This window comes from Cellulosimicrobium sp. SJTW-1 (assembly GCF_047716875.1).
Taxonomy (GTDB): domain Bacteria; phylum Actinomycetota; class Actinomycetes; order Actinomycetales; family Cellulomonadaceae; genus Cellulosimicrobium; species Cellulosimicrobium funkei.
In genome coordinates, this window is sequence record NZ_CP136680.1 from 2129559 (window position 1) to 2144789 (window position 15231).

Here is a 15231-nt window from a genome sequence, read left to right on the forward strand (position 1 = left end):
TCAGCCCTCCCGCGCGGCGGGGTTGGCGAGGGTGCCCGCGTACAGCAGGGACGCGGACTGGTCGGCGAGGTCGACCATCTGGAGCGTGTTGCGCAGCTGGAGGCGGTTGAGGCACGAGTGCGCGAACCGCGGGGCGCGCAGGTCGACGCCGCCGCGCAGGTCGGGGTGGTCGGCGCGGTGGGCGTCGAGGCACTCCGCGACGAGCCGCCAGAACCGGTCCTCGGGCAGCACGCCGTCGCCGGCGAGGATCGCGGCGAGGTGGCGCAGGACGCCGTCGAACACGTCGGTGAAGATCGCGAGCGCCTTCTCCTCGTCGTCGACGACGGCGCGCACGCGCTCGACGCCGGGCGGGAGCGGCGCGTCGCCGAGGACGGCGATCTCCTCGCCGACGTCCTTCATGACCGCGCGCACCACGACGTGGTCACGGAGCACGAGGATGAGGTTCTCGCCGTGCGGCATGAACGCGAGGTCGTGCGCGAGGAGCGCGTGGGCGAGCGGGCGCAGGTAGGCGTCGAGGTAGGCGCGTACCCAGTCGGCGGGGTCGAGCCCGGAGGCGCGCACGAGCGCGGTCACGTGCGCGGCGCCGTCGGGGTCGCGGTGCAGGAGCGCGGCCATGGTGGCGAGGCGCTCCCCGGGCCCGGTGCGCGGCACGGGGCTCTCGCGCCACAGGGCGGCGAGCATCTTGCGGTGCGGGGACGGCGTGGCGGTGCGGTGGTAGACGTCGCCGGTGTACCCGATCGAGGCGAGCTCGCGCAGCACGGTGAACCCGCGGCCGCCGAGCTCCGGGTCGGCGGCGACGAGGTCGGCGACCCAGTCGTTGATGGCGGGGGTGTCGCGCATGTACGCGGGTGACAGCCCGCGCAGGAACCCCATGTTCTGGATCGCGAGCGCGACCTTGACGTAGTGGCGGCCGGGCCGGGTGAGGTTGAACAGGGTGCGGATCGACTGCTGCGGCTGGTACTCGTCGGCGCCCGGCCCGAGCGGGACGAGGTCGCCGCGCGCGACGTCGGCCGCGAACGTGATGGGCACGCGGTGCTCCCACTGCCACGGGTGCACGGGCAGGTAGAGGTAGTCGGCCGGGTCGAGGCCGCGCGCGGCGAGCCGCTCGGCGAACGCGGCGCGCTCGTCGGGCGTGAGCTCGGCCCCGTAGTGCGTCTCCTCGTCGAGCCCCGCACCGAGCGCGAGGTGGGTGTGCTCGCGCCGCGCGGCGAGCCACAGCAGCCGCACGCGGCCCCCGTTCTCGGGCGCGTACGCGCGGTACTCCGCGAGGCCGAACCCGATGCGCCCGTTGTTCGCGACGAACCCCGGGTGCCCCTCCGTCATCGCCGCCTCGACCTGCTGGAACGACGCGCCGAGGAGGTCGGTGGCGCTCGGCCCGCCGGTGCGCTCGTACCGCTCGAGCTTCGCCGTCGCGCTCGCGAGCGTGGACGACACCTCCTCGAGGTAGGTGGCGAGCAGGTCGTCGGGGATGCGCAGGTCGGGCTGGAGCTCGACGACGAGGTCGAGCGCGTCGACCGGCAGCTCGCGCCGCGCGTCCGTGCCGCCCGGACCCGCGGGGTCGCCCGCGTCGCCCGGCCGGCCCGCCGTGCCGTGCCCGGCCGTCGTGGTGCGCCGGATCGACGCCTCGTCGAGCACCCAGTGCTCGAGCGCGTACCGCCGCGCGACGAACCGGTACTCCACCGAGCCGTCCGCGACGGGCAGCACGTACTGCCCCGGCCCGTCGGCCTCGACCGGCCAGACCTCCGCGCGCGGCGCGAGCAGCCGCTCGTGGGTGAGCTCGGCGATCGTCTTGGCGACGAGGTGGCGGTGCGCGCGCTCGGCGAGGTCGGGGCGCAGGTGCGGCGCGTGGTCGACGCCGTCGCCCAGCGGGCTCGCGTCGAGGTCGGCCCGCGTCGCGACGGCGAGGTGCGCCGTCTTGCCGGGCAGCTCCACCTCGCGCAGCACGCGGAACCCGGCCGCGGCGTTCTTCGCCGCGATCGCGGCGTTGCGCACGTCCGGCTCGACGACGACGCGGCGGGCGCCACACCCCGCGGGGTCGAGGCAGAACCGCACGACGGCGCCCATCACCGCCGAGGTGAACCCGCCGCGCGCGGGACCGGCCGGGGGCGCGACGAGCAGGTGCATCCCGACGTCTCCCGGCTCCAGCAGGGCGACGGCCGCGGGGACGTCGGCGAGCGTGACGCGCGCCGGGTCGTACGTCTCCACGAGGAACGACGGCACGCCGTCGACCCGGCCGAGCCACGCGTCCTGGTGCGGGTCGGCGCGGACCCCGGCGAGGTAGTCCCGCACGCCGTCGACGTCGAGGTGGCCCAGCTGCCAGAACGCCGAGCGGGGGTGCGCGAGCCAGCCCTGCACGAGCGCGGCGTCGCGCACCGGGTCGACCGCCTCGAACGAGACGTCCGCGCGGCCGCTGCCGAGCCGGACCCGCACCGCGAAGGCGGCGCCCGGGCCCGCGCTCGTCGCCGGGGCGGGCGACGGCGCGGCCGCCGTCGTCACGGTGGGGGCGCTCATCGGGCCTCCCCTGCCGTGCGCCCGGCCGCCGCGGCGGACGCCGCGGCGTCCGCGGTGCGCGACGCGGTCGAGGGCGGGTCGGCTGCGGGACCGACGTCGTCGGGCAGGCCGAACGTCTGGAACGCGATGCGCTCCTCCACCGGGTACACCTCGCGGCCCGTGACGGTGCGCAGCACGACGGCGTTGCGCCACGCGGCGAACCCGAGGTCCGGGGCGGTGATGCCGTGCGTGTGCTCCTCGCCGTTGAGCACGTGGACGCGGCGCGCGACGTCGACCGTGTAGTCGCGCGCGACGTCGAACCGCCCGAGCTCGTCGAACCGGAGCAGGTGGCGCACCGGGTCGAGGAACGCCGGGACGGAGGCGGCGTAGCCGGTCGCGACGACGAGCGCGCGCGTGCGACGCTCGACCTCCCGCCCGAGCTGCGCGTGCCGCAGCCGCAGCACGTACTCCCCGGCCGGGCCTGCCGCGTCGGGCTGCCCGGCGGCGCCCGTGTCGTCGCGCCCGCGGACGGCCGGCTCGTACCGCGCGGCGACGACCTCGGTGTCGGTGAGCAGCGTCGTCGGCACCGGGCGGTCCAGGCTCAGGCGGTACAGCGCGTCGTAGATCTCGTCCACGAGGTCGCCGCTGATCCCCTTGTACAGGCCCCGCTGCTCGCGGCCGAGGAGCTGACGCAGCTCGAGCGGCAGCGCGTGGAAGTGGTCGGTGTACTCCGGCGACGTCATCTCGAGGGTGAGCTTCGTGTACTCCATGGGGAAGAAGCGCGGCGAGCGCGTCACCCAGTCGAGCCGGTAGCCGGGGCGCCGCGCGTCGCCGTGCACGCCGTCGAGCAGGTCGCGGTAGACCTCGGCGGCCGACTGGCCGCTGCCCACGACCGTGACCGAGCCCGCGGCCGCGAGCGCGTCGCGGTGCGGCAGGTACTGCGCGCTGTGCACGAGCGGCCCGGCACCCGGGTGCTCGCCGCGCGCGACCTCGTCCGCGAGCGCCCGCAGCGCGGGCGGCAGCACCGGTGACGTGCCGACGCCGAGCACGAGGTGGCGACCCCGGTGCTCCTCGGTACCGGTCACGCTCCCGTCGGGGGCGAGCGTCTCGGCGCGCACGACGAACGCGTCGGCGGCCGGGTCGTGCTCGACGGCGACGACGCGCCGCGACCAGCGCAGCGAGCCCAGGCGGGCCGCGACCCAGCGGCAGTACGCGTCGTACTCGGCGCGCAGCGGGTAGAACGACTCCCGGATGTAGAACGGGTAGAGCCGGCCCGTGGCCTTGAGGAACGCGAGGAACGAGTACGGCGAGGTCGGGTCCGCCATGGTGACGAGGTCGGCGAGGAACGGGACCTGGATCGTCGCGCCCTCGATCATCATGCCGGGGTGCCAGCGGAACTCGGGCGCGGCGTCGAGGAACACGGCGTCGACGTCGTCGAGGGGCGCGGACAGCGCGGCGAGGCCGAGGTTGAACGGCCCGATCCCCACGCCGACGACGTCGCGCACGCGCGCCGGGTCGTGGGGCGCCGGGTCGTGGGGCGCTCGGGCGGGGCCGCTCGTCGTGCGAGCAGTCGTGGTCATCGGGTCACCGCCCCGGCGGTCGCGAGGGACGCCACGAGGTCCGCGGCGTGCGTCGCGACGTCGTCGTCGTGCAGCAGCTCGTCGCGCTCGACGAGCGCCTGGGCGGTCGTGCGCACGAGGTCGAGCACGTGGCGCACGTCCGCGAGCGTCACGGTCGGGTTGAGCAGCGTGAGCTTGAGGCACGGGACGCCGTCGAGCACGGTCTTGGCGACCACCGCGCGACCGGACTCGAACAGCACGCGCCGCACGAGCGGCACGAGGCGGTCCGCGTGCGCCGCGGACAGCTCCGGCGGCTCGTAGCGGAACAGGACCGTGGACAGGTCCGTGCGGCCGAGCACGCGCAGCTCGGGGTCGTCCGCGAGGTCGGCGTGCACCTGCGCGCCGAGCTCGCACACGGCGTCGACCATCGCGCCGACCCCGCCGGGGCCGAGCGCGCGCAGCGTGGTCCAGAGCTTGAGCGCGTCGAAGCGGCGCGTCGTCTGGAGCGACACGTCGACCTGGTTCGGTTCGGCGTTCTCGCGCGGGTTGAGGTAGTCCGCGTGGTGCGCGACGCGCTCCAGGTCGGCGCGCTCGCGCACGAGCAGCGCGCTCGCGGACACGGGCTGGAAGAACGCCTTGTGGTAGTCGACGGTCACCGACCGCGAACGCTCGATGCCGTCGAGCAGGTGCCGGCGCGTCGGGGACACGAGGAGGCCGCACCCGTAGGCGGCGTCGACGTGCAGCCACACGTCGGCCGCGTCGCACACGTCTGCGACCGCGGCGAGCGGGTCGACACAGCCGCGGTCGGTCGTGCCGGCGGTCGCGACGACCGCCATGACCACATCGCCCGCGGCGCGCACCGCGGCGACGGCGGCCGCGAGCGCCGCGGGCACGACCCGCCCGTCGGCGTCGGCCTCGACCCGCACGACCGCGTCGTCGGCGAGGCCGAGCAGCAGGGCCGAGCGCGCGACGCTGAAGTGGCTGGATCCCGCGGCCAGGACGCGCAGGCGCGGCAGGACGGCCGAGCGTCCGAGCCCGTCGCGGGCCGCGCGCTCGACGGCGCGCTCGCGGGCGAGGAAGAGCGCGTGGAGGTTGGACTGGGTGCCGCCCGACGTGAGGACGCCATCGCCGGCGGCGTAGCCGACGCGGCCCGCGGTCCAGGCGACGAGGCGGCGCTCCATGAGGGTCGCGACGGTCGACTGGTCGTAGGTGTCGACGGACGTGTTGATCGCGGCGAGCAGAGCCTCGGCGCCGACGGCGGGCAGCGCGACCGGGCAGTTGAGGTGCGCGGCGTAGGCGGGGTGGTGGAACCACACGGCGTGGGTCGCGTAGAGGTCGGCGGCCTCGCGCAGCGCGGCGTCGGTCCCGACGCCGGGGCCGTCGAGGTCGGCGGCGTCGACGAGCGCGGCCAGGTGCGTGCGGCTCGCGCCGGACCAGGGCTGGTCGACGGCGGCCACGCGCGCGGCGACGTCGTCCACCACGGCGTGCAGGGTGCTCGCGTAGGCGCCCGCGGTCGCGCCGGTGAGCAGCGCGGGGGCGGTCGGGGTACCGTGCGCGGGCGCGCCGGATCGTGCTGAGAGCATGCGAGGCTCCAGGACGGGGAGAGGACCGCCACGGACCGCGGCGGGGCAACCTGAGGTTTGCCTTGCCTAACCTAGCGCAGCGCGGTCTCGCGTCAAGAGTGACCTGCACCACGTCCGCCGTGGACGCGCGGCCACGGCGGGGAGAGGATGGCAGTCGCCCGTCCTGGTGCCCGAGGAGGCCGTGTGGAACCCACCGTCGCGACGACCCGCCCCGCCCTCGTCACCGTGGACGACGACCCCGGGGTCTCGCGCGCGGTCGCGCGCGACCTGCGCCGCCGCTACGGCGACCGGTACCGGATCGTGCGTGCCGAGTCCGGTGCGGAGACGCTCGCGGCCCTGCGCGAGCTCGCGCTGCGCGGCGAGGACGTGGCCGTCGTCCTCGCCGACCACCGCATGCCCGGCATGACGGGCGTCGAGCTGCTCGAGCAGGCGATGGACCTCTTCCCCGCGGCGCGGCGCGTCCTGCTCACCGCCTACGCGGACACCGAGGCCGCGATCGAGGCGATCAACGTCGTCGACCTCGACTACTACCTGCTCAAGCCGTGGGACCCGCCCGAGGAGAAGCTCTACCCCGTCGTGGACGCCCAGCTCGAGGCGTGGTCCGCGACCGACCGCCGCCGGCCCGCCGAGACCGTCGTCGTCGGGCACCGGTGGTCGGCGCGCTCGTCGCAGGTGCGCGAGTTCCTCGCGCGCAACCGCGTCCCCTACCGGTGGTACCCGTCCGAGTCCGCCGAGGGGGCGCGCCTGCTCACCGCCGCGCAGGCCGACGGCGGGACCCTCCCCCTCGTCGTCACGCCCGAGGGCGAGCCCCTCGTCGCGCCCGACGACGCGACGCTCGCCGAGCGCGTCGGGCTCGCCACGCGCCCCGCGGCCGACTTCTACGACCTCGTCGTCGTGGGCGGCGGGCCCGCGGGGCTCAGCGCGGCGCTGTACGGGGCGTCGGAAGGGCTGCGCACGGTGCTCGTCGAACGCACCGCGACCGGCGGCCAGGCCGGCCAGAGCTCGCGCATCGACAACTACCTCGGCTTCCCCGACGGGATCTCGGGCGCCCAGCTCGCCGAGCGCGCGCGCCGCCAGGCCGTGCGGTTCGGCGCCGAGATCGTCACGACGCGCGACGCCGTCGAGCTCGACGTCGACGGCCCGGCGCGCTCGGTGCGGTTCCCCGACGGCACGTCGATCGACGCGCACACCGTCATCCTCGCGTCCGGCGTCTCCTACCGGCTGCTCGACGGCCCGGGCCTCGCCGACCTCGTGGGCCGCGGTGTCTTCTACGGCTCGGCGCTCACCGAGGCGTCCGCGTGCCAGGACCAGGAGGTGTACGTCGTCGGGGGCGCGAACTCCGCCGGGCAGGCGGCGCTCTACCTCGCGCGCGAGGCCAAGCAGGTCACGCTCGTCGTGCGCGGCGACTCGCTCGCCCGGTCCATGTCGTCCTACCTCGTCGAGCAGGTCGAGGCCCACCCGCGCGTGCGGGTCCTCACCCGCACGGAGGTCGTCGCGGCGTCGGGCGACGACCACCTGGAGCACCTCGAGCTGCGCGACCTCGACGCCGGCACGACGTCGCGCGTCGAGTGCGGGTGGGCGTTCGTGTTCATCGGCGCCGCGCCCCGCACCGACTGGCTCGACGGCGTCGTCGCGCGCGACCCCCGCGGGTTCGTGCTCGCGGGACCCGACCTCCTGCACGACGGCGCCCCGCCCGCCGGGTGGACGCTCGACCGCCCGCCCTACCACCTGGAGACGTCCGTGCCCGGCGTGTTCGCCGCCGGGGACGTGCGCGCGGAGTCGGCCAAGCGCGTCGCGTCCGCCGTCGGCGAGGGCGCGATGGCCGTCATGCTCGTCCACCGCTACCTCGAACAGCTCTGACCCCGACCCGCCACGCTCCCGCCGACTCAGCACCGACGACACAGCCCCGACGACACAGCCCCGACCGACCCGGAGGCGACACCGTGACCAGCACCGAGGACCCCACCACGACCCCGCCCGCGGGCGGCGCGAGCACCGCGCCCGGCACCACCGCGCCCACCACCAGGCACACCACCGCCGCGGCCGCCGCCGCGCGCGGCTGGCTGCCGTGCGACGTCGACGAGCTGCGCGCCACGTTCCTGTTCGAGCACCTCACCGACGACCAGCTCGCCTGGCTGTGCGCGACCGGCCACGTCGAGCGGCACGACGCGGGCTGGCTGCTGCACGAGGGCGCGCCCGCCGAGGCGTTCTACGTCCTGCTCGACGGCGGCGTCGCGCTCTACCGGCGCGTCGGCGAGGACGAGGTCGAGGTCTCGCGCACCCGTCAGGTCGGGGTCTACCTCGGCGCCTGGAACGCCTACCTCGGCGACCGGCTGCCCCAGACCTACCTGCACTCGGCGCGCGCGCTCGAGCCCTCGCGCTTCTTCGTGCTCGCGGCGCCCGACTTCGCCAAGCTCATGACCGAGTGGTTCCCCATGGCGGTGCACCTCCTGGAGGGCGTGTTCTGGGGCACGCGCGACGCGCAGCAGCTCGTCGGGCAGCGCGAGCGGCTGCTCGCGCTCGGGTCCCTGTCCGCGGGCCTCACCCACGAGCTCAACAACCCCGCCGCGGCCGCCGTGCGCGCCACCGGGACCCTGCGCGAGCGCGTCGCGGCCATGCGGCACAAGCTCGCGCTCATCGCCGACGGCCCCTACGACCGCGCCACGCTCGCCGAGTTGATCCGGCTCCAGGAGGAGGCGCTCGAGCGGTACGCGGACACGCGCACCGCGGACGCCGTCGGCGCCCTGGAGACCTCCGACCTCGAGGACCGCCTCACCGACTGGCTCGACGACCACGGCCTGCCCGAGGGGTGGCGGGTCTCCCCCGCGCTCGTCCAGGCCGGCATCGACGAGCCGTGGCTCGACCGCGTCGCCGGACGCGTCGACGCCGGCGCGCTCACCGGCGCGGTGAGCTGGCTCGCCTACACCATCGAGACCGAGCAGCTCATGGCCGAGATCGAGGACGCCACCGTGCGCATCTCCTCCCTCGTCGGGGCCGCCCGCCAGTACTCCCAGCTCGACCGGGCGCCGTTCCGGCCCGTGGACCTGCGCGAGCTGCTCGACTCCACCCTGACGATGCTCGACCACACCCTCGACGGCGTCGACGTCGTGCGTCGCTACGACCCCGACCTGCCCCCCGTGCCCGTGTACGCCGCCGAGCTCAACCAGGTGTGGACCAACCTCGTCGAGAACGCCGCGCAGGCCATGGCCGGCACCGGGACCCTCACCGTGACCACCCGGCGCGTCGACGACCACGCCGAGGTCGAGGTCGCCGACACCGGCCCCGGGATCCCCGACGACGTGCGCCCGCGCATCTTCGAGCCGTTCTTCACGACCAAGCCCGTCGGGCAGGGCACCGGGCTCGGTCTCGACATCTCGTGGCGCATCGTCGTCAACAAGCACCACGGCGACCTCGCCGTGACGTCCGCGCCGGGCGACACGCGGTTCGTCGTGCGGCTCCCGCTCGAACCTGCGCCCGTCCCCACCGCGCCCACCTCGCCCGACGCGCCCGACGGCCGCCCGTGACGGCCGCCCCCGCGGCGGGGACCTCGCCCGTCGGCGAGGAGCGCCACGCCTCCTGGCTCGAGCTGTTCTTCGACCTCGTCGTCGTCGCGGGCATCGGCATGCTCGCCCACCTCCTCCAGGAGGACCACGACGGGGGCGGGCTCGCGCTGTACGTCGTGGCGTACACGGCCTTCTGGCTCGTGTGGGCGTGCTTCACCACGTACGGCAACGTCGCGGGAGAGGGCGCGCGGTCCCTGCCGATCCTCGCCGGGATGGCCGCGCTCGCCGTGATGATCGCCGCCGTCCCCGGCATCCACGACGAGCACGCCCGGGCGTTCGCCGTCGCCTACGTCGTGGGCCGCCTCGTGGCCGCACGCCCGTGGCGGCGCACGACCGTCGTCGTGGACCTGCCCGTCGTGCAGGCGCTCGCCGGCGTCGTGCCGTGGGTCGTGTCGTGGTGGGCCGACGGCCAGACCCGCTACGTGCTGTGGGGCGTCGGCCTCGCGATCGACCTGCTGCTGCTCCTCACGCTCTCGGGCGAGCGGCTCGTGCGGCGCGCGCAGGAACGCCTCGACGAGGTCCGCGAGCGCCGGGGCCGGGGTCGTGCGCTGGGCGGCCGTCGTGCACGACCCGGCGCGCCGGACCGCGGGCGGCGGCGCGACCTGGAGGTCCCGACGACGGTCGACGCCGCCGCGAGCGACGTGCCCCACCTCGGCGAGCGGCTCGGGCTGTTCGTCATCATCGTGCTCGGCGAGGGCCTCATCCAGGCGATCGACGCCGCGAGCGAGGCCGAGTGGGACCGCACCCTGCTCGTGGCCGGCGCGGGGGCGTTCACCCTGCTGGTCGGGCTGTGGGCGCTCACGGTGCGCTCCGGGTACGCGGGCGTGGCGCTCCTGCGCCCGGCCGGCGTGCCGCCCCGGGTCGCGTGGTTCCTGCACCTCGTGACGACGGGGGCCCTCGCCACGCTCGCGGGCGCGCTCGGCGGCGTGCTGGACCGCCCGGCGCGCGCCCTCGAGCCGGCCGAGCTCGCGCTGCTCGTCGGGGCGTTCGCCCTCCACGGCCTGGTGTCCGCGGGCGTCCACGCGGTGCTGCGCGACGTCCGCACCGCGCTGGTCCTCGCCGTGCCCGTCGTCGCCGCGGGAACGGTCGCCGCGCTCGCCGGCGGGTCGGTCTCGGCCGCCGGGCTCGTGTGGGTCCTGTCGGGCGCGCTGCTCGTCCAGCTCTCGGGTGCGGTGCGCGCACGCCGCGTGGCGCCGACGGCGCCGTCGGGCCCGACGGCGGCGGATACGGACGCGAGGGACGACACCTGACGCCGCCCGGGCGCAAAACCGTGGACGTCGCGCGCTCGCGGGCATAGCCTCGTGGCGTCCGGTCGACACCCGCCCGGACGCTCGACCATGACGACCGGTGAAGGGCAGGTGGACCCGCGTGACGCACGAGTGGTCCGTCGACCCGTCCCGAAGGGCGCTCCTCAGGTAGACGACGTGCGTCGTCCACCTGCAGAGCCGTCCTGGGGCACCGTCCTGGGGCGGCTCTCGTCGTCCGGGGGCACGGCACGCGAACGCACGACAGGAGGAGCGACGATGAGCGAGGTGGTCATCTACAACCTCGGCGGCAGCCAGGTGCTCGGCCGCGTGTCGTTGCGCCACGCGATCCGCATGCTGCACCGACAGGTCGCCGAGGTGCTGGAGGCCGTCGAGGGCGAGACGTTCGGGCCCTACCAGCGGCCCCGGTCGGTCGCGCTCGTGCGGTACGTGCACGCGCGCTGGGTGTACGAGCGCCAGGGCCGCGTGCCGTACTCGCGCGCCGCGCTCCTGCGCCGTGACCGCTACCGGTGCGCGTACTGCGGCGGCACCGCGACGACGATGGACCACGTCGTCCCGCGGTGCCAGGGCGGCACGACGACGTGGCTCAACGCCGTCGCCGCGTGCGAGCCGTGCAACGCGGCCAAGGGCGGGCGCACGCCTGAGCAGGCGGGTCTGTCGCTCCTGTCCAGACCGTTCGAGCCCGCGTTCCGCGACATCTACCCGTCGGCGCCCGCCCCGCGCAGACGCTGACGGGTCACCGGCCGGCGCGCCCGGCCGGTCACGGGCGGCCCGGCCGGTGGCGGTGACACCGGCCGGGCCGGCCTCGTGGTGCGGTCCTGCGACCGCGACCGCGCCCGCGGCGGCGTCCGGGACACCGGCCGCGCCCCTCCCTCCTGGTGGAGCCGGTCCGCGCCGCGCACCCATCTCGGGTCCCGGGCCGCGCGAGGGAGCCCACGATGGCGACGGTCCGGATCGGGACGTTCAACGTCGAGAACCTGTTCGAGCGGCCGCGCGCGATGGCGGGCCCGCTGACCGCGGGGAACGCGGTCCTGGCGGCGCACGCCCGGGTCAACGCCCTGATCGCCGAGGAGCGGTACGGCCCCGACGTCCGCGCCGAGATCCTGGAGCACCTGGAGACGCTCGGCCTGCTGCGCGCCGACGCCGCCGCGCTCGCGGTGCTGCGCCAGGTGCGGGGGCGGCTCGTGCGCCGCACCGGGTCGCAGGCCGCCGGGACGGCCCGCACGGAGGTGGTCGCGACCGGGCGGGGCGACTGGGTCGGCTGGGTCGACCTCGTCAAAGACCGGGTCGACGAGCTCGCGATGGCCCACACGGCGCGCGTCGTGGCCGACGTCGGTGCCGACGTCCTCGCGGTCGTCGAGGCGGAGAGCCGCGTCGCGCTCAAGCGGTTCACCGACGCGGGCGTCACCCGCTCCGGGCGCGCGCTCTACCCGCACGTCATGGTCATCGACGGCAACGACGACCGCGGGATCGACGTCGGGCTGCTCACGCGGCGACCGTACGAGATCGGGACGGTGCGCTCCCACGTCGACGACCGGGACTCGCGCGGACGCCTCGTCTTCGGTCGTGACTGCCCCGAGTACGTCGTCGCGCTGCCGGGCGGCGGCACGCTCACCGTGCTCGTCAACCACTTCAAGTCCAAGGGGTACGGGACGCAGGCCGAGTCGGACGCGACCCGGCGCCGCCAGGCGACCCGCACCGCGGCGATCTACGCCGGCCTGCGCGCCCGCGGCGAGGAGCACGTCGTGGTCGTCGGCGACCTCAACGACGCACCGGGGTCGGTGCCGCTGCGCCCGCTCCTCGAGGGGACCGACCTGCGGGACGTGAGCGTGCACCCGGACTTCCGGGGCGACGGGCGTCCCGGGACGTACGGCAACGGGACCGCGAGCCAGAAGATCGACTACGTCCTGCTCTCCCCCGCGCTGTTCGAGCGCACCGTCGGCGGGTCGGTCTTCCGCCGCGGTGTGTGGGGCGGGAAGGACGGGACCCTGTTCCCGCACTACGACACGATGACCTCGCCCGTGCACGCGGCGTCCGACCACGCCGCCCTGTGGGCCGACGTCGACCTCGCGTGACGGGCCCGGCCGGGCGCCCGGGGCGGTGGGGCGCCCGGCCGGGGCGTCAGTCCGCGCGGGCGAGGGCGATCGTCGTGGAGCCGCGCTGGCCGGCCTCGTAGAACATGTGCAGGCGGCCGTCGACCTCCACGAACGACGGCGCCGCGGCGCGCCCGTGGTCCGGTGCGGCGGACCCCGAGTCGTACAGGACCCCGAGGTGGTCCTCGCGGTCGAAGCCCGTCCCCACGCGCGCGACGTGGATGTTGCCCGAGCCCGCGTGGTAGACGACGTGGCCTCCGCCGTTGCGCGACCAGTAGTGCGCCCCGGAGACCTGGCCGCCCTCCCCGGCGGCGGGCGTGATGAGCGGCTCCGGCTTGACCTGCCAGCCGGACGTCAGCGAGTGCGACCAGCCGACGTAGATCTTGCGCGTCCCGCCGTGGTTGCCCATGAGCAGCATGACGTAGACCCCGGACTGCGTCGGGTGCGGGAAGACGCGCGCGTACGACGTCTCGCTCACGCCCGGGAGCATGTACGTGCCCACGACCCGGTTGTGGTACGTGAAGCTGCGGCCGTCGGCCGAGCTCGCGACCCGGGTCGTGTGGTTCTCGCCGTGGAAGAACAGGTAGATCCGGCGGTCCGCCGGGTTCCAGAACGCGTCGGGGCTCGACACGTGGCTCACGTCGAAGCCCGCCCAGGTGCGCGGGATGATCGGGTTGGCGGGGTGCTCGCGCCACGGGCCGGTGACGGAGTCCGCGTAGGCCAGGCAGATGCCGCCCGGGGCGTCGTGCGGGGCGTAGTACATGTACCAGCGGCCGAGCGGGTTCTCGACGCGCCCGGCGACGTACCCGACCGAGGGGAAGATCAGCTCGTTCGTCGGGTTGTACCGCAACGTGCTCCGGTCGAGCGGCTGCCCGAGGTAGCGGAAGGTCGGGAAGCCGGGCACCGCCGCGTGCGCGGGTGCCGGGGCGGCGATGCCGCCCACGGTGCCGGCGAGCGTGCCGGTCGCGGTCGCCGCGCCGAGCACGACGGCACCGCGCAGGAGCGCGCGACGGGTCAGGGGACGAGGGACGGGTGGGCGAGGGTCGTCCGGCATGCTGCCTCCACGGTGAGAGAGCGGGTGGGACGGCAGCCACTCTCACGACGGCCCGTGACCAGGGTCAACACGATAATGAGAACTGCCGAACGGCCCGACGGCGGGCGCCGACCGGGAGCGGGCCGGCCCGGAGGCCGCCCGCCGACCGATGAGTCCGCGCGCCGCCCCGGGTCTCCCCCTCGACCGCGCAACAGGGACGAGGAGGATCCATGGCCAAGGTGATCGCCGGGGCGACGGTGTCGCTCGACGGGTTCGTGCAGGACGCCGCCGGGAGCAGCGCCGCGCTCTACGCGGACTTCGACACGCTCGTGGGTAGCGACTACATGCGCCGGCTCCAGGACGAGACCGGCGCCGTGCTCATGGGGCGACGCACGTTCGACGGCGCCGAGGACCCCGACAGCTACGCGGAGGACTACGAGTTCCAGGCGCCGATCTTCGTCGTGACGCACCACCCGCTGCCCGTCGCGCCGCGCCGCAACGAGCGGCTGTGGATCGAGTTCGTCACCGACGGTGTCGAGGAGGCGGTGCGCCGCGCCGTCGAGGCCGCCGGCGACCGTGACGTGACGTTCGTGGGCGGCGCGGACCTCTTCCGCCAGCTCCTCGCGGCGGACCTCGTCGACGAGCTCGCCGTCGACGTCATGCCGGTGCTGCTCGGCGGCGGCGTCCGGCTGTTCGACGGCGGCGTCCCCGCCACCCTGGAGAAGGTGAGCGTCGACGAGGTGGGCGTCCGCACCGCGCTGCGCTACCGGGTCGTGCGCGACCGCTGATCCGGCTCAGGCGCTCAGCCGCTCGGCGGGGCGAGCCGCCCGGGTCCCGCGTCCCGCGTCCCGCGGCGCGCGGTCGAGGACCGCCAGGGGATCCCGCGCGAGGTCGGCGACCGGCTGCCCGGTCTCCCGGCTGAGGGCGCGCAGCAGGCCGGCCCGCGTGGCGTAGCCGGCGGCGCGCGCCGCCGCGTCCAGCCGCGAGCCGCCGCGCAGCCGCGCGATCGCGACGTTGAGGTGGGCGCGCGTGCGCCAGCGCCCGAACGGGAGCCCCGTCTCCTCGACGAAGAGCCGCTGGACGTGGCGCGCGCTCGCGTGCCGTCGGTCGGCGAGCTCCTCGAGCGTCGCACCCCCGCGTCGGGCGTCCTCGGCCACGGCGCGCGCGACCGGGTGCGACGGGAGCGTCAGCACGAAGTGGTCGCCCGCGACCCCGCGGAGCACCTCCTCGAGGGCCGCGCGGAACGGCGCGACCTGCTCCGGGGTCGCCGGTCCCGCGCAGAGCACGGCGGTCAGGACGTCCGTGACGGCCGGCACGACGCCGAGCCGGTGCACCCGGACGGGGGGCTCGACGCCCGGCGAGAGCACCGGTCCGAGGGCCATCGCCCCGGCCGGCAGACGCACGGAGTGCGGCACGCCGGGGGCGAGCCACACGCTCTCGTGCGTGCGCAGGGTCAGGGGCGCGCCGTCGGCCACGAGCTCCGCGGTGCCCGCGACGACGTGGACCAGGTGCGGCTCGTCGTGCGCGTGGGTGTCGTGGCCGAGGAAGCGGACGGCGTTCTCCGGGACGACGGCGCCCAGCGCGGTCGGGGTCATGCGGCGCTCCTCTCCTCGGCCGGGCCCTCCGGTCCGAACCTCCTGCGGGA

General features: G+C 75.8%; 11 protein-coding genes. 6 read left to right on the plus strand and 5 right to left on the minus strand.

The genetic code is table 11. The features are described from left to right. Genes RSE42_RS09720 through RSE42_RS09730 form a run of 3 tightly spaced genes read right to left on the minus strand, consistent with a single transcriptional unit; the run spans position 1 to position 5632 of the window. Positions 1–2511 (minus strand): GNAT family N-acetyltransferase, encoded by a 2511-nt coding sequence (locus RSE42_RS09720; protein WP_415298799.1) that lies wholly within the window; start codon positions 2509–2511, stop codon positions 1–3. Beyond that, positions 2508–4070 carry a lysine N(6)-hydroxylase/L-ornithine N(5)-oxygenase family protein gene (locus RSE42_RS09725; RefSeq protein ID WP_415298801.1) on the minus strand — a complete coding sequence of 521 codons (1563 nt, stop codon included), beginning with the start codon at positions 4068–4070 and terminating at the stop codon, positions 2508–2510. The genes RSE42_RS09720 and RSE42_RS09725 overlap by 4 nt, the downstream gene beginning before the upstream one ends. After that, positions 4067–5632, minus strand: coding sequence for a pyridoxal phosphate-dependent decarboxylase family protein (locus tag RSE42_RS09730; protein WP_085387928.1), 1566 nt, complete (start codon positions 5630–5632; stop codon positions 4067–4069). The genes RSE42_RS09725 and RSE42_RS09730 overlap by 4 nt, the downstream gene beginning before the upstream one ends. A gap of 183 nt (positions 5633–5815) precedes the next feature. Between RSE42_RS09730 and RSE42_RS09735 the strand changes: the two genes are divergently transcribed. The 5 genes from RSE42_RS09735 to RSE42_RS09755 all read left to right on the plus strand — a co-directional run bounded on the left by RSE42_RS09735 (position 5816) and on the right by RSE42_RS09755 (position 12535). Further along, positions 5816–7492, plus strand: a complete 1677-nt coding sequence (locus tag RSE42_RS09735; RefSeq protein ID WP_260679244.1) for an FAD-dependent oxidoreductase — start codon at positions 5816–5818, stop codon at positions 7490–7492. Positions 7493–7575: 83 nt separating this feature from the next. Further along, positions 7576–9156 carry an ATP-binding protein gene (locus RSE42_RS09740; RefSeq protein WP_415295966.1) on the plus strand — a complete coding sequence of 527 codons (1581 nt, stop codon included), beginning with the start codon at positions 7576–7578 and terminating at the stop codon, positions 9154–9156. Then, positions 9153–10445: a low temperature requirement protein A gene (locus RSE42_RS09745; protein WP_415295968.1), complete on the plus strand. Its 1293-nt coding sequence runs from the start codon at positions 9153–9155 to the stop codon at positions 10443–10445. Before RSE42_RS09740 ends, RSE42_RS09745 begins: the two co-directional genes overlap by 4 nt. 273 nt (positions 10446–10718) lie before the next feature. Beyond that, a complete protein-coding gene (locus RSE42_RS09750) occupies positions 10719–11192 on the plus strand; it encodes an HNH endonuclease (RefSeq protein WP_009863577.1) in 474 nt (157 codons plus the stop codon). A gap of 206 nt (positions 11193–11398) precedes the next feature. Beyond that, the gene (locus tag RSE42_RS09755; RefSeq protein WP_415295970.1) at positions 11399–12535 is read left to right on the plus strand and encodes an endonuclease/exonuclease/phosphatase family protein; all 1137 of its coding nucleotides are present in this window, start codon (positions 11399–11401) and stop codon (positions 12533–12535) included. Positions 12536–12581: 46 nt separating this feature from the next. Here the strand turns inward: RSE42_RS09755 and RSE42_RS09760 are convergent, their stop codons facing one another. Further along, positions 12582–13607, minus strand: coding sequence for a hypothetical protein (locus RSE42_RS09760; protein ID WP_415295972.1), 1026 nt, complete (start codon positions 13605–13607; stop codon positions 12582–12584). A 209-nt stretch (positions 13608–13816) separates the two neighbouring features. Here RSE42_RS09760 and RSE42_RS09765 point away from each other — a divergent pair, with 209 nt between their 5' ends. Next, the gene (locus RSE42_RS09765; protein WP_043659185.1) at positions 13817–14374 is read left to right on the plus strand and encodes a dihydrofolate reductase family protein; all 558 of its coding nucleotides are present in this window, start codon (positions 13817–13819) and stop codon (positions 14372–14374) included. Between the two features lie 6 nt (positions 14375–14380). On the opposite strand, the gene RSE42_RS09770 is transcribed toward RSE42_RS09765, so the two are convergent. Continuing rightward, positions 14381–15181 (minus strand): helix-turn-helix domain-containing protein, encoded by an 801-nt coding sequence (locus tag RSE42_RS09770; RefSeq protein WP_415295974.1) that lies wholly within the window; start codon positions 15179–15181, stop codon positions 14381–14383. Positions 15182–15231 lie beyond the last annotated feature (50 nt).

Coding starts and splice junctions, on each gene's coding strand:
- RSE42_RS09720 (WP_415298799.1), bottom strand. CDS start 2,511: ATGAGCGCCCCCACCGTGACGACGGCGGCCGCGCCGTCGCCCGCCCCG.
- RSE42_RS09725 (WP_415298801.1), bottom strand. CDS start 4,070: ATGACCACGACTGCTCGCACGACGAGCGGCCCCGCCCGAGCGCCCCAC.
- RSE42_RS09730 (WP_085387928.1), bottom strand. CDS start 5,632: ATGCTCTCAGCACGATCCGGCGCGCCCGCGCACGGTACCCCGACCGCC.
- RSE42_RS09750 (WP_009863577.1), top strand. CDS start 10,719: ATGAGCGAGGTGGTCATCTACAACCTCGGCGGCAGCCAGGTGCTCGGC.
- RSE42_RS09755 (WP_415295970.1), top strand. CDS start 11,399: ATGGCGACGGTCCGGATCGGGACGTTCAACGTCGAGAACCTGTTCGAG.
- RSE42_RS09760 (WP_415295972.1), bottom strand. CDS start 13,607: ATGCCGGACGACCCTCGCCCACCCGTCCCTCGTCCCCTGACCCGTCGC.
- RSE42_RS09765 (WP_043659185.1), top strand. CDS start 13,817: ATGGCCAAGGTGATCGCCGGGGCGACGGTGTCGCTCGACGGGTTCGTG.
- RSE42_RS09770 (WP_415295974.1), bottom strand. CDS start 15,181: ATGACCCCGACCGCGCTGGGCGCCGTCGTCCCGGAGAACGCCGTCCGC.